General features: G+C 62.9%; 14 protein-coding genes. 2 read left to right on the top strand and 12 right to left on the bottom strand.

The features are described from left to right. Nucleotides 1-16: 16 nt before the first annotated feature. The 11 genes from ACODSD_RS05690 to ccoN form a co-directional block, all read right to left on the bottom strand. Nucleotides 17-424, bottom strand: a complete 408-nt coding sequence (locus tag ACODSD_RS05690; RefSeq protein WP_488876950.1) for a GtrA family protein — start codon at nt 422-424, stop codon at nt 17-19. Then, entirely contained in the window at nt 421-1434 is a 1014-nt protein-coding gene (locus ACODSD_RS05685) for a glycosyltransferase family 2 protein (RefSeq protein WP_107798185.1), read from the bottom strand. The genes ACODSD_RS05690 and ACODSD_RS05685 overlap by 4 nt, the downstream gene beginning before the upstream one ends. Beyond that, complete coding sequence (locus tag ACODSD_RS05680) at nt 1427-2923, bottom strand: ArnT family glycosyltransferase (protein ID WP_488876949.1); 1497 nt, start codon at nt 2921-2923, stop codon at nt 1427-1429. The genes ACODSD_RS05685 and ACODSD_RS05680 overlap by 8 nt, the downstream gene beginning before the upstream one ends. A gap of 179 nt (nt 2924-3102) precedes the next feature. Then, a complete protein-coding gene (locus ACODSD_RS05675) occupies nt 3103-4479 on the bottom strand; it encodes a peptide MFS transporter (RefSeq protein WP_107798187.1) in 1377 nt (458 codons plus the stop codon). A gap of 446 nt (nt 4480-4925) precedes the next feature. Next, a complete protein-coding gene (locus ACODSD_RS05670; RefSeq protein ID WP_227106993.1) occupies nt 4926-5345 on the bottom strand; it encodes a YbaY family lipoprotein in 420 nt (139 codons plus the stop codon). Further along, nucleotides 5345-5872: a FixH family protein gene (locus tag ACODSD_RS05665; RefSeq protein WP_107798188.1), complete on the bottom strand. Its 528-nt coding sequence runs from the start codon at nt 5870-5872 to the stop codon at nt 5345-5347. The genes ACODSD_RS05670 and ACODSD_RS05665 overlap by 1 nt, the downstream gene beginning before the upstream one ends. Nucleotides 5873-5875: 3 nt before the next feature. Continuing rightward, on the bottom strand, nt 5876-7327 hold the full coding sequence (gene ccoG / locus ACODSD_RS05660) for a cytochrome c oxidase accessory protein CcoG (protein WP_488876948.1): 1452 nt from the start codon (nt 7325-7327) through the stop codon (nt 5876-5878). Nucleotides 7328-7481: 154 nt separating this feature from the next. Continuing rightward, the gene (gene ccoP, locus ACODSD_RS05655) at nt 7482-8399 is read right to left on the bottom strand and encodes a cytochrome-c oxidase, cbb3-type subunit III (protein ID WP_019102683.1); all 918 of its coding nucleotides are present in this window, start codon (nt 8397-8399) and stop codon (nt 7482-7484) included. Beyond that, on the bottom strand, nt 8396-8587 hold the full coding sequence (locus ACODSD_RS05650; protein WP_048410958.1) for a cbb3-type cytochrome oxidase subunit 3: 192 nt from the start codon (nt 8585-8587) through the stop codon (nt 8396-8398). Before ACODSD_RS05650 ends, ccoP begins: the two co-directional genes overlap by 4 nt. Nucleotides 8588-8590: 3 nt before the next feature. After that, nucleotides 8591-9205 (bottom strand): cytochrome-c oxidase, cbb3-type subunit II, encoded by a 615-nt coding sequence (gene ccoO, locus ACODSD_RS05645; protein ID WP_019102681.1) that lies wholly within the window; start codon nt 9203-9205, stop codon nt 8591-8593. A gap of 16 nt (nt 9206-9221) precedes the next feature. Continuing rightward, nucleotides 9222-10646: a cytochrome-c oxidase, cbb3-type subunit I gene (gene ccoN / locus ACODSD_RS05640; protein WP_107798190.1), complete on the bottom strand. Its 1425-nt coding sequence runs from the start codon at nt 10644-10646 to the stop codon at nt 9222-9224. Nucleotides 10647-11118: 472 nt separating this feature from the next. Here ccoN and ACODSD_RS05635 point away from each other — a divergent pair, with 472 nt between their 5' ends. Together ACODSD_RS05635 and pepN are read left to right on the top strand one after the other, a co-directional pair. Continuing rightward, nucleotides 11119-12897, top strand: coding sequence for a M61 family metallopeptidase (locus tag ACODSD_RS05635; protein ID WP_488876947.1), 1779 nt, complete (start codon nt 11119-11121; stop codon nt 12895-12897). Nucleotides 12898-12979: 82 nt separating this feature from the next. Continuing rightward, a complete protein-coding gene (gene pepN / locus ACODSD_RS05630; protein ID WP_488876946.1) occupies nt 12980-15604 on the top strand; it encodes an aminopeptidase N in 2625 nt (874 codons plus the stop codon). An 80-nt stretch (nt 15605-15684) separates the two neighbouring features. On the opposite strand, the gene ACODSD_RS05625 is transcribed toward pepN, so the two are convergent. Then, nucleotides 15685-16116, bottom strand: a complete 432-nt coding sequence (locus ACODSD_RS05625) for an Hsp20/alpha crystallin family protein (protein WP_107798193.1) — start codon at nt 16114-16116, stop codon at nt 15685-15687. Nucleotides 16117-16223 lie beyond the last annotated feature (107 nt).

The raw sequence follows: 16223 nt of genomic DNA, 5'->3' as shown, positions 1-16223 counted from the left end.
CCCTTTGTGCTGAAAATTAAGGGCTTCTGTGTAGTTTCTGTGTCGACGGCGGCTCACGGAAGGCCCATAGCTTGCTGAGCGCGAAGGTCAGCGCCGCGACGACGACGAGCACCAGCAACAGGGCGGCGCGATAATTCAGCGGGGTGAAGCGCAGCAGCAGGCCGTACATCGCCTCGTTGACGAGAAAGCTCAGGCAGGCGACGCCGAAGAAGCGCGGCAAGGCCTGGCGGTGGGGGATGTGGGCGGCTTGGAAGGTTTGCAGCCGGTGGCCCCAGTAGCTGACCTGGAAAGCGATCAGAAAGCCCAGCACATTGGCTTGCAGCGGCGCCATGCCCAGCGGCACCAGCAGCCAGGCCACCACGCCGAAATGCACCAGCATGGCGGATACGCCGACCACGCCGAACCAGAACAGCTCCCGGCTCATTCCCCTGCGTCTCCGGCGTCCGGCCGCCCGCGGCCGCTGATGCGGCTGACCAGATAGGTGGGGCGCTGTTTGACCTCGTCGAAAATACGGCCCACGTATTCGCCCAGTATGCCGATGGACAGCAGTTGCACGCCGCCGAGGAAGCTGATCGCCACCGCCAGCGTGGGCCAGCCGCTGACTGGGTTGCCGAACAGCAGGGTGTGGGTCAGCTCCCAGGCGGCGTAGCCGATGGAGCATAGCGAAATCAGGCAGCCGACCACGGTCCAGATGCGCAGCGGCATATTGGAGAAGGCGGTGAGGCCGGTGATGCCCAGGTCCAGCAGCCGGCGGTAGTTGAAGCTGCTCTGGCCGGCGCGGCGCTCGCGGGTCTGGGTCGGCATCGGGCGCTGGGTGAAGCCCACCCAGTGGTACAAGCCCTTCATGAAGCGGTTGCGCTCCGGCATCTGGCGCAGCGCTTCCACCACGCAGCGGTCCAGCACGCGGAAGTCCTGGGTGTCGGCCGGCATCTTGTGGCGGCTGCCGCTATTGGCCAGCTGGTAGAAGGCTCGGGTGAACAGGCGCTTGGCCAGCGGCTCGTCCTCGCGGCTGCTGCGCACGCTGTAGACCATGTCGTAGCCTTGGCGCCATTCCTGCAGGAACACCGGCACCATTTCCGGCGGATGCTGGAAATCGCTGTCTATCAGCACGGCCACGTCGCCCTGGACGTGGTCGACGCCGGCGGTGAGCGCGATCTCCTTGCCGAAGTTGCGGGACAGCTGGATCAGCGTCACCGGCAGACCGGCGGCGTGGGTCAGCACCTGTTCCACGGTGTCGTCGCGGCTGCCGTCGTCCACCACCACCAGCTCGTGTCGGTAGCCGGCGTCGGCGAGCAACTGATGCAGGGTTTGCAGCATCGGCACGATGTTGGCGGATTCGTTGTAGGCCGGCACCACGCAGCTGACCAGCGGATCGGCCGGGCGCTCCTTGGCGCGTTGGGCCAATAGATAGGGCGGCACAAAAGCCTCAGTCATGCTGAGCGTCCTCGTGGTGGGCTTGCCGCGCGCGCGGGGCGTCGCCGAGCAGCAGCATGGTGTCGTTCATGACCTGGAAGCGGCCCAGCGGCGCGAAGCGGGCGCGGATGTCGGCCGGCAGCCGCGCCAGCTCGTTTTCGTCGGCCACGATGAAGCTGCCGGGTTTGCCCGCCAGCCAGGCGCGCAGTTGCTGCGGGTCCTGCGTGGTGCGCGCGCGGCCGTGGGAGTAGAACTCGGCGGAGAATTCGCGGCGGCCGGCCCAATAGACCAAGGCGCTGTCCGCGCTCGGGTTTTGCGCGCGCCAAGCGGCGATCACCTGTTTCTGGGTGCGCAGGTAGCGATTGCCGTCGTAGTGGTTGAAGGCCAGCAGCGCCAACAGCACCACGCCGCCGATCGCGGCGATCCAGGGCAGCGCGCTGCGCTTCGCGTCGTCGGCGCGCGCGCGACGCCACAGTTCGGCGAACAGCAGCGCGCAGCCCGGCAGCATGGGCAGGGAGTAGGGGAAGATGATGTTGCCGGACATCGTGAAGAACAGCAGCGTCATCAGCGTCCACAGCGAGAGATAAAGCAGCCAGCCGTCGTCGTCGCGGCAGAGCCGCGGCAGCTTGGCGCCGTGGCGGACCAGCCAGGCCAGCATGGCGACGGACCAGGGAAAGATGGCGCCCAGCGCGTACAGCCAGATCATGCCGCGCGGCGTGGCGTGGGCGAAGCCGTATTTGTCGCCTTTCCAGCCGGAATCCAGGAAGCGGCTGACGTGTTCGCCCATGATGAAGTAATCGAGGAAGCCCGGGGTGCGTTGTTCCGCCAGCGCGTACCAGGGCGCGGCGACGGCGAACATCAGCAAGACGCCGCCGATCCACGGCAGCTTGCGCCACAGCGCCAGCCATTGATTGCGCAGCAAGACCCAGAAGAAGATGGGCATGCCCACCAGCACCACGGCCAGCGGGCCCTTGGCCAACAGGCCGAGTCCCAGGCCGACAAAGAAGACATAGCCCCAGCGGCGGCTGTCGCGCGCCAGAGCGTGCCAGAAGGCGACCTGGCTCAGGGTCACGCAGAAGAGCAGCGCCGGATCGGTCATCACCGTGCCGGCGGCGCCGAGGAAGAGCAGACCGCTGGCCAGGATCAGCGCGGCGGCCATGGCGGCGTCTCCGCCGCTGCGGCGGCGCATCAGGTGGGCGCTGAGGCCCAGGGTGGCGACGGCCAGCAACAGCGAGGGCAGGCGCGCGGCGATTTCATTGACGCCGAACAGGCCCATGCCGGCGGCGGACAGCCAGCTGGACAGCGGCGGTTTGGCCCAGAACGGAATGCCGTAATCGTGCCACAGGGTCACCCAGTTGCCGGTTTCCAGCATCTTGCGGGCGATTTCGCCGTAGCGCGCCTCGGTGGTGTCGGTGAGCGGAATCGCCCACATGCCGGCGAGGCGGAGCAGCAATAGCAGCAGCAGGACGGCGACGGCGCCTTGCTGCCAGGAGAGACTTGATCTTTTCATTCGGGGTGGAGGGCCGTCGGCGCGCGCGGGCGCGGCGGCGAATAAGGGCCGGAATCTGGAAGCCCCGTATGATAAAGCCTTTTCTCCGGTCTGTGTTGGCCGGGGACGGCGCAAAAAAAGCCGGCGTTCGCCGGCTGCTTGCGGGGCCGGGCTGGGAGCCCGGCCGGCGACGCTTGGCCTTATTGCAGGCCGTGCATCATTTTCTTCAGTTTGTAGGACAGCGCGAACAGCACCAGCGAGCTGACGCCGGCCATGGCCACGAACAGCATGAAGAAGTCGTGCAGATTGCTGATGGCGTAGCCGAGGAAGTGCGGCACCGGCTTGCTCGGGTCCGGGTACAGTTCAGACAGGGTGCCGGCGAACTTGTTGGCGGCGGCGTTGGACAGGAACCAGATGCCCATCATCAGACCGGTGAAGCGGGCCGGGGACAGTTTCACCACCAGGGACAGGCCGATCGGGGACAGGCACAGTTCGCCGAAGGTGTGCAGCACGTACAGGCTGACCAGCCACAGCATGCTGACCTTGACGCCCGGTTCCAGGCCTTCCACGCCGAAGGCGATCACCAGATAGCCCAGCGCCAGGAAGAACAGGCCCAGCGCCATTTTCACCGGGGAGTTCGGCTCGCGGTTGTTGTGGCCCAGCTTGGTCCAGATGAGGGCGAAGATGGGCGCGAAGATTACCACCGAAATCGGGTTGATGGACTGGAAGTAGGAGGCCGGCACGGTGAAGCCGAGCAGGTTGCGGTTGGTCTGCTCTTCGGCGAAGAAGGTCAGCGAGGCGCCGGCTTGCTCAAAGGCGGACCAGAAGAAGATCACGAAGGCGGACACGATCAGGATCACCGCCAGGCGCTCTTTTTCTATGCGGGTCAGCGGGGCGTGAACCACTTTTTCGCCGCTGTCGTGGTGGCGCTTGGGCGCCATGCCGATGGGCTTGCCTTCCGGGGTCACCAGGTATTTGTTCTTGAACAGCGAGAACACGACCAGGCTCAGCAGCATGCCGAAGCCGGCGGCCATGAAGCCCCATTTGAAGTCGGCCGGGTGGCCGGTGTCGCCCAGGGTGCCGCAGACCAGCGGCGCGATCAGCGAGCCGGCGTTGATGCCCATGTAGAAGATGGTGAAGGCGGAGTCGACGCGCTTGTCGCCCTCAGGGTAGAGCTGGCCCACCATCGAGGAAATGTTCGGCTTGAACAGGCCGTTGCCGGCAATCAGCATGCCCAGGCCGCCGTACAGCAGCCAGGAGGCGCTTTGCACATTGCTGTCGTGCAGCGATCCGGAGAAGAACAGCATGAACTGGCCAATGGCCATCAGCACGCCGCCCACCAGGATGGAACGGCGGTTGCCCCAGTAGCGGTCGGCGATATAGCCGCCGATCAGCGGAGTCAGGTAGACCAGGCCGGTATAAGTGCCGTAGATGTCGGCGGCGTGAGCCTTGTCGAACATCAGAGCCTTGATCATGAACAGCACGAAAATGGCGCGCATGCCGTAATAGCTGAAGCGCTCCCACATTTCGGTCACAAAAAGCAGATAGAGCCCTTTGGGATGCGAAGTGGTCGACATAGATTATTTCCTTGTGTGACTTGAGTGACACCACTTGAACGAGCAAGATCGAGTGAGGTGTTGTTGTAGTTTTTACTTGCCTTGGATTTTGTAGGCAATTTTTGATAATAACTAGGAAATGTTTGGATGTGAAAATTTTTTAATATTTGTTGCCATACAATCAGTGTTTATAGAGTAAATGCGTCACTAACTGTCTTTATTTGTCATATTTATTTGTAAGCAAAATGACATGGGTGCTGTGAGGCTTCACATTCGGGCTATTGTCGAAAATCCCGGCGGGAGAAGGGCTTAAGCGTGTTTGCGGCGCTGCCGGCCTTGGAGGGGAGGCTGAGGGCCGGGCTCGCCGGCGCTGAGGCAAAACAGCAACACTTGATCGGGCGCCGGCGGCGGCGGACAAAGAAAAAGCCCTGCGGGAAGCAGGGCCGGGAGGCGGAGCGCTTCGGCGTTTAATTGCCGCCGACGGTGTCCAGCCTCAGCTGCGGGTGTTCGTCGGCGCCGGCGCGCAGCACCTCGGTCTGGCGGCTGCTGTTGTAGCGCAGTTCGCCGTCAACGAAGATCTGGCCTTCCACCACGTAGCGGCCGTCGGGTTTGATCGCCTGCTTGTCGTAGCATAGGGAGAAGTCCGCCGGGATGCTGCGCGGCTTTTCCAGGATTTGCTCGGCCAGCAGCTGCGGCGGCGCGTCCTGACGGCTTTGATCCAGCAGGCGAACCTTGACCAGCACGTCCTTGGCCTGGGACAGCGTCGCGCTCTGCTGCGGCGCGATATTGCCGGTCAGGTAGGCGGGCACGAAGCCGCCGGCGTGGGCGGCGCTCATGGCCAGGCCCAGAGTCAGCGCGCACAGGGCGCGGAACCATCGCGTCATCATCAGTCCGCCGGCTCCAGGTTGGGGTGGCCCAGCGAGACGGTCTGGCCTTCAGCCGGCTTCCACTCGCCCTGCAGCCGCCATTGCTTGGCCTGGTCTTCCAGCAGGATGTACCAGTGGTTGGCCTTGACCGGAACCGTCGGCAGCGTGGCCTGGTAGAGATTGGGGCCGGCTTGGCGCATATCCACTTGTTGGTCGAAGTCGTCCTGAGCCGGATGCACCATGCGCATGGTGATGGTGGCGGGCAGCGCCACCTTGCTGGTGGTGATCAGCCGCAGCGTGCGCTGATCCGAGCCCACCATCAGCTGCGCGCTCAGGCCCATATTGAAGGCTTGCTTGTCGCGGCGCAGCTCCATATTGATGGCCTTGCCCTTTTTGTAATAGTCGTCGGTGACCAGGCCGTCGTCGGTGCGGATCGCGGTGGCGAGGAACATCACGCCGACGATGACGGAAATCAGCGGCAGGCCGAACAGAATCCAGGGCCAGGGCTCGCGGTACCAGGGGCGCGGAGCAGGGTGGGTGTGCTGCATGTATTACTCTCCGATGAAGCTGGACTTCTCTTCCACTTGCAGGGAAGGGTTGTTGATGGACTCGATCAGGAAGCGGATCTCGTGGCTGCCCTTGGTCGCGTACTGCGGATCGGCCTGGACGTGGACGGTGACGTCGGTGTTGCCGGTGGCCGCGACGGCGATGTCCTTGCGGTCGGCCTGCACTTTCAGGCCGGGCAAGCCCGATGCTGTGATCCTGAAATGCTGATTCTGTTCCGTAGTATTGATAATTTTAATGATATAGGTGTTTTCCAGCCAGCCGGCATCGGTTTCGCGCACCAGCGAGGCGCGGTCGCGCAGCACGTCCACCTTGAAGGGCTTGCGCATCAGCATGGAGCCGATGGAGGTGGCGATGACGACGCTGAGCACCAGCGTATACAGTATCACGCGCGGGCGCTTGAGCCGGGAGGCGATGGCCTTTTCCGGGTATTTGCCCTCCAGCGCGTTTTCCGTGGTGTAACGGATCAGGCCGCGCGGATAGGCCATTTTATCCATCACCTCGTCGCAGGCGTCGATGCAGGCCGCGCAGCCTATGCACTCGTATTGCAGGCCGTTGCGGATGTCTATGCCCACCGGGCAGACTTGAACGCAGATGCTGCAGTTGATGCAGGCGCCCAGACCCTGTTCCTTCGGGTCGCTGCCTTTCTTGCGCGCGCCGCGCGGCTCGCCGCGCTTTTCGTCATAGGAAATGATCAGAGTGTCGGCGTCGAACATCACGCTCTGGAAGCGCGCGTACGGGCACATGTATTTGCAGACCTGCTCGCGCATGAAGTTGGCCAGCAGATAGGTGAAGCCGGCGTAGAAGAACATCCAGAACGCTTCCCAGGGCCCGTAGTCGAAGCGCGGCGCGGCGGCCACCAGATCGCGGATCGGCGTGAAATAGCCCACCAGGGTGAAGCCGGTCCACAGCGAGAACAGGATCATCAAGGCGTGCTTGGCGAATTTGAGACGGAATTTGCGCAAGCTCATCGGCGACTTGTCCAGCTTGATGCGCTTGTTGCGGTCGCCTTCCACCCATTGCTCTATCCACAGCATGATTTCGGTGTAGACCGTCTGCGGACAGGAATAACCGCACCACAGCCGGCCGGCGATGGTGGTCCAGGTGAACAGGGCGAAGGCGCAGCACATCAGCAGCGCGGCCAGATAGACGAAGTCCTGCGGCCAGATGGTGAGGCCGAACAGGTGGAATTTGCGTTCGATCAGGTCGAAATGCAGCGCCTGGCGTCCGTTCCAGCTCAGCCAGGGCAGGCCGAGAAAGACCAGCTGGGTGCCTATGACGAAGAGCACGCGCAGATTGTTGAACAGGCCTTTGACGGCGCGCGGATAGATCTTGGTATGCGACTCGTACAGAGAAACGGTCTCGGTGGCGTCGGGCTGCTGGCCGGCCTGGCGCGGCGGTTCGACCTTGATCGGAATTTCCTTGAGCGAATCGGACATGGGCGTTTCCTTCTCTGCGGATTTGGCCAAAGCCATGCGCGGCATGGACTTGGCGAAATGCGCGGCTGCGTCGGAGCGGAGATGTTATATGAAATCATATAACATCCTCGCGAAAGAATACTGCCCGCGTGAGCGGGCAGTAGGTCGGCACCGGTTATTGCGGCGCTTTGGGGTTGTTGGACAAGCCCCAGACGTAAGCGGTCAACAGATGCACCTTGCCTTCACCCAGGAAGTCTTTCCAGGCCGGCATCTGGTTGTTGCGGCCGTTGGTGATGGTTTCGATGATGGTTTTCTCGCTGCCGCCGTACAGCCAGTTGTTGTCGGTCAGATTGGGCGCGCCCAGCTGCGGGTTGCCCTTGCCGTCCGCGCCGTGGCAGGCGATACAGACCGTGGCGAAGGTTTCCTTGCCGCGCACCGCGCGCTCCGCGTCATGCTTGCGCTTGGACAGGGAAAGCACGTAGTTGGCCACGTCCTTGACCTTTTCCTCGCCGAACGCCGCGCCCCAGGCCGGCATCTGGCCGTGACGGCCTTCGGAGATGGTGGTGTGGATGGTCTTGATGTCGCCGCCCCACAGCCACTTGTTGTCGGTCAGGTTGGGGAAGCCCTTGGCGCCGCGGGCGTCGGAACCGTGGCATTGCACGCAGTAGGTCTGGAACAGGCGCTTGCCCATTTCCTGAGCCTTGGGATCCGCGGCCACGGCCTTGACGTCCTGCTTCAGGAACTGGTCGTACAGCGGCTGATACTTGGCTTCCGCCTGCGCGCGTTCCTTCTTGTACTGGTCTACCGAGGTCCAGCCGAACACGCCTTTCCAGGTGCCGAGGCCGGGATACAGGATCAGATAGACCACGGCGAAGGCCAGGGTCACGTAGAACATCAGCATCCACCAGCGCGGCAGCGGGTGGTTGTACTCGGAGAGGTCGCCGTCCCACACGTGGCCGGTGATCTCCACCTGTTCGCCCTTTTGCACCTTGATCTTGGATTGCGAAAACACCAGATAGGTCAGCCAGACGAGGCCGCCCAGCACGATCGCGGTGATCCAGATGTTCCAGAATTCGCTCACGAAATCACTCATTTTCTTGCTCCGTTGGAAGCTTGGTCTTGTTCCGCTTCCTGCACCTTGTCGTCGTCGAGGAAGGGCAGGTTGGCCGCGTCCTCATACCGGTTCTTGGAGCGCTTGCTGTAGGCGATGCCCAGCACCACGATGAAGAATGCAAAGCACACTACCGTGAACAGCGAGCGTCCGATGGTTACCCAGTCCATGGCTTAACGAACGTTCTTCAAGGCAAGGCCCAGGCCTTGCAGGTAAGCGACCAGCACGTCCATTTCCGACTTGCCCTCCACCTGGGCCTTGGCCTCGGCGATGTCCTTGTCGGTATAGGGAACGCCCACCAGGCGCAGCGCCTTCATCTTGGTCGGCACAATGTCGGCGTCGGCCAGATTCTTGGCCAGCCACGGGAAGGCCGGCATATTGGACTCGGGAACCACGTCGCGCGGGTTGATCAGGTGCACGCGGTGCCATTCGTCGGAGTAACGGGCGCCCACGCGGGCCAGGTCCGGACCGGTGCGCTTGGAGCCCCACAGGAAGGGGTGGTCGTACACCGATTCGCCGGCCACGGAGTAGTGGCCATAGCGCTCGGTTTCAGCGCGGAACGGACGGATCATCTGCGTGTGGCAGGTATGGCAGCCTTCGCGGATGTAGATGTCGCGGCCGGCCAGCTGCACGGCGGTGTAGGGCTTGACGCCGGCCACCGGCTGAGTGGTCGATTTCTGGAAGGCCAGCGGCAGAATTTCCACCAGACCGGCCACGCTGACGACCAGCAGGGTGAACACGATCAGATAGCCGACGTGTTCTTCGATCAGTTTTTGTATCTTATCCATGATGTTTCCTTGCGCCTCAATGAGCGTGGGCGGTGATGGCCGGGATCTTGGCGTCTACGGCACGGCCCGCGGTTACGGTGCGGAAGGTGTTGTAGGCCATCAGGAACATGCCGAGCAGGTACAGGAAGCCGCCGAGCAGACGCACGAAGTGGTACGGATAGGTGGCCTTGACCGCCTCTACGAAGGCGTAGGTCAGGGTGCCGTCCGGGTTCAGCGCGCGCCACATCAGGCCCTGGGTCACGCCGGAGATCCACAGCGCGGCGATGTACAGCACCACGCCGACGGTGGCGAGCCAGAAATGGGCTTCAACCAGCTTCAGGCTGAACATGGATTCGCGGCCGAACAGGCGCGGAATCAGGTAGTACATGGAACCGATGGTGATGAAGCCCACCCAGCCCAGCGCGCCGGAGTGCACGTGGCCGATGGTCCAGTCGGTGTAGTGGGACAAGGCGTTGACGGTCTTGATCGACATCATCGGGCCTTCGAAGGTGGACATGCCGTAGAAGGACAGCGAAACCACCAGGAATTTCAGCACCGGGTCGGTGCGCAGCTTATGCCAGGCGCCGGACAGCGTCATGATGCCGTTGATCATGCCGCCCCAGCTCGGAGCCAGCAGCACCAGGGAGAACACCATGCCTACGGACTGGGTCCAGTCAGGCAGGCTGGTGTAATGCAGGTGGTGAGGACCGGCCCACATATAGGTGAAGATCAGCGCCCAGAAGTGCACCACGGACAGGCGGTAGGAGTAAACCGGACGGCCGGCCTGTTTCGGGATGAAGTAGTACATCATGCCCAGGAAGGCGGCGGTCAGGAAGAAGCCCACGGCGTTGTGGCCGTACCACCATTGCACCATGGCGTCCACGGCGCCGGAGTAGGCGGAGTAGGATTTCCACAGCGACACCGGCACGAAGGCGGAGTTGACGATGTGCAGCAGGGCCACGGCCAGGATGAAGGCGCCGTAGAACCAGTTGGCCACGTAGATGTGCTTGACCTTGCGGATGGCGATGGTGCCAAAGAAAACGATGGCGTAAACAACCCAGATCACCGCGATCAGCAGTTTGATCGGCCATTCCAGCTCGGCGTATTCCTTGCTGGTGGTCAGGCCCAGCGGCAAGGTGATGGCGGCCAGCACGATCACCAGCTGCCAGCCCCAGAAGGTGAAGGCGGCGAGCTTGTCGGAGATCAGCCGGACGTTACAGGTACGCTGCACCACGTAATAGGAGGTGGCGAACAGGCCGCAACCGCCAAAGGCGAAGATGACCGCATTGGTGTGCAGAGGACGCAGGCGGCCAAAGTGGAACCAGGGGCCGAAGTTCAATTCGGGCCAGACCAGTTGGGCCGCAATGATGACGCCCACCAACATGCCGACAATGCCCCACACGACGGTCATGATGGCAAATTGGCGCACCACCTTATAGTTATAAGTGGATTGCGTTTCCATTTAGGGTTTTCTCCAAGGTTGCTAACTCAGAACGTGACATATCTAATCGGCGGCTTGAAGTCCGGGAAACTGTCCCCATCTGTACCGATGTGACTGTATCCAGACGATGCCGCAGGGAAAACGACTTTTATTAAAATCAAGCGCTTGACCCAGATCGCAGCGGTACTGATGTCTGTATTAGCAGTTCATCCCGTATTGCGACAGCGCAATTTCCCCATTTAGTTAACCCGGCATTCTAAATCAATTACCCATATCGGGCCAGTTTGGACGGCCGGGGGATGTCGCTTTCCCATTTGTCTTTATTTATGTCTCAAGCGAGCGTGACAGTTCTTGCAAATACTGTTGCTACTGACCGAGATTGTATTGTCTGGCGGCCCAGCCTTCTTGACCTGGATCAAGATGTCATAAAACGCAGCGTTTACCCGCGGCAAGTGCTAAAATCAGAAGGTTTTGCAACGATTGCAGGCAGATCATGACCGTTTCCGTCCGCTACACCCTATGTCCGAGCGCCCCGGAGGCGCATCTTTTCGAGGTCGTCCTGACCGTTTCCCGGCCCGCCAAGAATGGCCAGATTTTCTCATTGCCGGCGTGGATTCCCGGCAGTTACATGATCCGGGAGTTCTCCAAACATATTGTGGAAATTCGCGCAGAATCCGCGGGAAAAGCGGTGCGGCTGGTCCAGCTGACAAAAAACAGTTGGCAAGCCGCGCCAGTCAAGGGCTCGTTGGTTCTACGCTATAAAGTTTATGCGTTTGATCTGTCGGTGCGCGGCGCTTATCTGGACGCGCAGCGCGGCTTCTATAACGGCAGCAGCGTGTTCCTGGCGGCGGACGGCTACGAGAACGAGGCTTGCGAGGTGGAGATCCTGCCGCCGGAAGGCAAGGCCTACGCCGATTGGAAGGTGGCGACCAGCTTGCCGGCGCGCGGCGCGGACAAGAAAACCGGCTTCGGCGGCTATCAGGCCGCCTCTTACGACGAGTTGATCGACCATCCGGTGGAACTGGGCGCTTTCGAACGCGTCAGCTTCAAAGCCTGCGGCGTGCCGCACGAATTCGTCGTCTCCGGCCGCTCCCGCGCCGACCTCAAGCGCCTGGCGCGCGACGCCAAGAAAATCTGCGAATACCAGATCAAGCTGTTCGGCGAGCCGGCGCCCTTCGAGCGCTACGTATTCATGCTTTTCGTCGGCAAGGACATCTACGGCGGCCTGGAGCATCGCGCCTCCACCGCGCTGGTGGCCAACCGCGACGACTTGCCGCAGCAGGGCGTCGAGGAGATCGGCGACGGCTATCTGAAGCTGCTGGGCCTGATCAGCCACGAATATTTCCACAGCTGGAACGTCAAGCGGATGAAGCCGGCGGCGTTCACGCCCTACGATCTGAACCAGGAAGGCTATACCCGTCTGCTGTGGGCCTTCGAGGGCATCACTTCCTATTACGACGACTTGAGCCTGGTGCGTTGCGGCCTGATAGACGAGAAGCGCTATCTGGGCCTGTTGGCGGAAACCATCAGCGGCGTCGAGCGCGGCGCCGGTCGCTTGAAGCAGACGCTGGAGCAATCCAGCTTCGAAGCGTGGACCAAGTACTACCGGCAAGACGAAAACAGCCCCAACAGCATCGTCAGCTATTACACCAAGGGCGCGCTGGCCGCGCTGGCGCTGGACCTGACCATACGCCGCGACAGCCAGGGCCGTCAGTCGCTGGACGACGTGATGCGCGCGCTGTGGCGCAAATGGCTGGACGACGGCAAGGGCCTGGCCGAGGACGAGTGGGAAAGCCAGGCGCAGGCCGTCACCGGCCTGGACCTCAAGGCCTTTTTCGATCGCGCGCTGCGCGGCGTTGAGTCCCTGCCGCTGGCCGAACTGTTGGCGGCCCAGGGCGTGGAGCTGCGCTTCGAGCCGGCGGCCAACGCCGGCGACCGCGGCGGTCTGGCGCTGAGCGGCAAGCCTGCGCCGGCCAGCCTGGGGGTCAAGGCCGTGGCCGAGACCCAGGGCGTGCGCGTGCTCAATGTCTACGACGGCGGCGCGGCGCAAGGCGCCGGCCTGTCCGGCGGCGACGTGATCGTGGCCATAGACAAGCTCAAGGCGGTGGACCTGGACAAGGCGCTGGCGCGCTACCAGCCCGGCGATAAGCTGAAACTGCACTGGTTCCGCCGCGACGAACTGATCAGCGCGCAAGTGGAGCTGCAAGCCGCTCCTGCCGACGCCTGCCGCCTGCTGTTGCAGGACGGCGGCGCGCAGTGGCTGCGCCGCTAATATTCATCGGGTCGGCGCCGCTGCCCGGCGTCGTCCCCCTCCAGCCAAGACCGGCGCAGCCGGCATCGAAGGAGACGTAGACATGGCTCAACAGCCGCAAGTCAAGTACCGCAACGACTACGCAGCCCCCGCTTTTCTGATCGACCGCGTCGATCTGAGCTTCGACATCGAAGACGACGCCACCCGCGTGCACGCGCGCCTGGTGGTGACCCGCAACGACAAGGCCGCGCGCCAGGACGATCTGGTGCTGGACGGCAGCGCCGCATTGGTGGCGGTGACGCTGGACGGCGAACGCCTGGGCGAAGGCGGCTACGTGCTGGCCAACGATCAACTGACCGTGCGCGGCGTGCCGGACAGCTTCATCCTGGAAGTGGAAACCGAGATCGATCCGGCGGCCAACACCAGTCTGATGGGCTTGTACGCGTCCAACGGCAATCTGTTCACCCAATGCGAGCCGGAAGGCTTCCGCAAAATCACCTATTACCTGGACCGTCCCGACGTGATGGCCAAGTTCACCACCACCATCATGGCGGACAAGCACAAATTCCCGGTGCTGCTCTCCAACGGCAACAAGGTGGGCGAGGGCATGGTGGACAAGAAGCGCCACTGGGTGAAGTGGGTGGACCCGTACAAGAAGCCGTCTTATCTGTTCGCCTTGGTGGCCGGCAAGCTGACGGCGTTGAAGGACAAGTTCGTCACCATGCGCGGCCGCGAAGTGGCGCTGGAGATCTGGACCGAACCGGCCGATCAGGACAAGACCCAGCACGCGATGGAGTCCCTGAAGCACTCGATGAAGTGGGACGAGCAGCGCTTCGGCCTGGAATACGATCTGGACATCTATATGATCGTCGCCGTCGGCGACTTCAATATGGGCGCGATGGAGAACAAGGGCCTCAACGTCTTCAACACCAAGTACGTGCTGGCGCGCAAGGACACCGCCACCGACGCCGACTTCCAGGGCGTGGAGCGGGTGATCGGCCATGAATACTTCCACAACTGGACCGGCAACCGCGTCACCTGCCGCGACTGGTTCCAGCTGTCGCTGAAGGAAGGCCTGACCGTGTTCCGCGACCAGGAGTTCGGCGCCGACATGAGCAGCCGCGCGGTCAAGCGCATCGAGGACGTCAAGGGCCTGCGCGCTCATCAGTTCCCGGAGGACGCGGGCCCCACCTCCCATCCCATCCGCCCGGACAGCTATATCGAGATGAATAATTTCTACACCATGACGGTGTATGAAAAAGGCGCGGAAGTAGTGCGCATGTATCACACCTTGCTGGGCGAAGCCGGCTTCCGCAAGGGCATGGACCTGTATTTCAAACGCCATGACGGCCAGGCGGTGACCTGCGACGACTTCCGCGCGGCGATGGCCGACGCCAACGACGTGGACCTGGGCCAGTTCGGCCTGTGGTACAGCCAGGCCGGCACCCCGGTGCTCAGCGTCAGCGGCCGTTACGACAGCGTGGCGCGCAGTTACACCCTGAACGTGCGCCAATCCTGCCCGGCCACCCCGGGCCAGGAGCAGAAGCAGCCCTTCCACATCCCGCTGGCCCTGGGTCTGGTGGGCGCGGACGGCGCCGACCTGCCGCTGCGGCTGGAAGGCGAGGCCGAGGCGCAGGGCGGCACCCGGGTGCTGGACGTCAAGGCGGCGGAGCAGAGCTTCACCTTCGTCGACGTGCCGGCCGAGCCGGTGCCTTCGCTGCTGCGCGGCTTCTCCGCGCCGGTGAAGCTGGATTTCGATTGGCGCGACGACCAACTGGCTTTCCTGATGGCCAACGACAGCGACAGCTTCAGCCGCTGGGAGGCCGGCCAGACCTTGGCCGAGCGCCTGTTCAAGCAGCTGTTGACGACGCTGGCCGCTGGCGGCGAGCTGAAGTTGCCGGAAACCTTCGTCGCCGCCTTCCGCGCGGTGCTCAAGGACCATGTCGCCGATCCGGCGTTCAAGGCCTTGATGCTGGCTCTGCCTTCCGAGGCGGAAATCCTGGAGATGGTGGAGGCGGCCGATCCGGCGAGCATCCATCAGGTGCGCGATTTCGTGCTGGACGAGCTGGCGCAGGCGCTGCGCGGCGAGTGGCGCGAGGCGTACGAGCTGAGCCAGACCCGCGATTACAAGCCGCAGGACGCCGGCAAGCGCGATCTGAAGAACCGCGCGCTGGCCATGCTGAACCGCCTGGACGACGCCTGGCCGGCGGAGGCCGCCTCCAAGCAGTGCCAGGAGGCGGACAATATGACCGACCAGATGGGCGCGATGCTGGCCTTGCGCGATCGCGACGGCGCCGAGCGCGACGATTGCTTCACCGCCTTCGCCGCCCGCTGGCAGGGCGACGCGCTGGTGATGGACAAGTTCTTCATGCTGGTGGCCAGCAGCCAGCTGCCGGGCACGCTGGAGCATGTGCAGGCGGCGATGCAGCATCCGGCCTTCACCTTGAAGAACCCCAATAAGGCGCGCGCGCTGATCGGCACCTTCGGCGCCAATATGGCCTTGTTCCACGCCGCCGACGGCAGCGGCTATCGCTTCCTCGCCGATCAGGTGCTGGCGCTGGACGCGATCAATCCGCAGGTGGCCAGCCGCATCGTCAACGCCTTCCGCCGGCTGAAGAAGCTGGAGCCGGCGCGTCAGGCGCTGATGCGCGAGCAATTGCAGCGCCTGGCCGGGCAAACGCTGTCCAAGGACGTGTACGAGATCGTGTCCAAGATTTTGGAAGCCTGAGCCGTCTCGCGCCGCTCAAAACAAAGCCCCGGTTTCAAACCGGGGCTTTTTTCATGGCGGCTTGGGTTGCCCGGCGCGGCTTATTCTACGCGCAGCCGTTGCCCGCCCTGTCCGCCTTGTTTCTTCGGCAGCGTCAGGCTGAGCACGCCATTTTCATACTTGGCGCTGGCCGCGTTGCGTTCGATCTCGGCCGGCAGCTGGAAGCTGCGCGACACCGCGCCGTAAAACCGCTCGGTGCGCAGCAGGCGTTCGTCCTTGCGCTCGCTGTCCGTCTGGCGCACTTCCGCCTTGATGGTGACCAGCGGGCCGTCCACTTCCACATGGATATCCTCCTTGCCGACGCCGGGGATTTCCGCGTGAACAGTGAACTGGGTTTCGGATTCCCTCACGTCGATCTTGATCTGGCTGGGCAGGGGATCGCCGTGCAGCGGCTTGATGAAAAAGCCGGGGCTGAAGTCGCGGAACAGTTCGTCAAACAGGCTAACATTGCCGCGGGAAGGCAGGATGTTCATCTTACTCTCCTTTTAGATCAATGGATTAGATGTAAAACGGGCCCTGTTGTCGATATAGGGACGCCGCGCGGATTCTCAAGCCCCGGCGCGGGCGGAATGTGGCGGGA

The sequence above is a fragment of the Chromobacterium sp. FG22 genome (assembly GCF_057809415.1).
The sequence above is the reverse complement of the archived record's forward strand: the minus strand, read 5'-3'. Positions and strand labels throughout refer to the sequence as shown.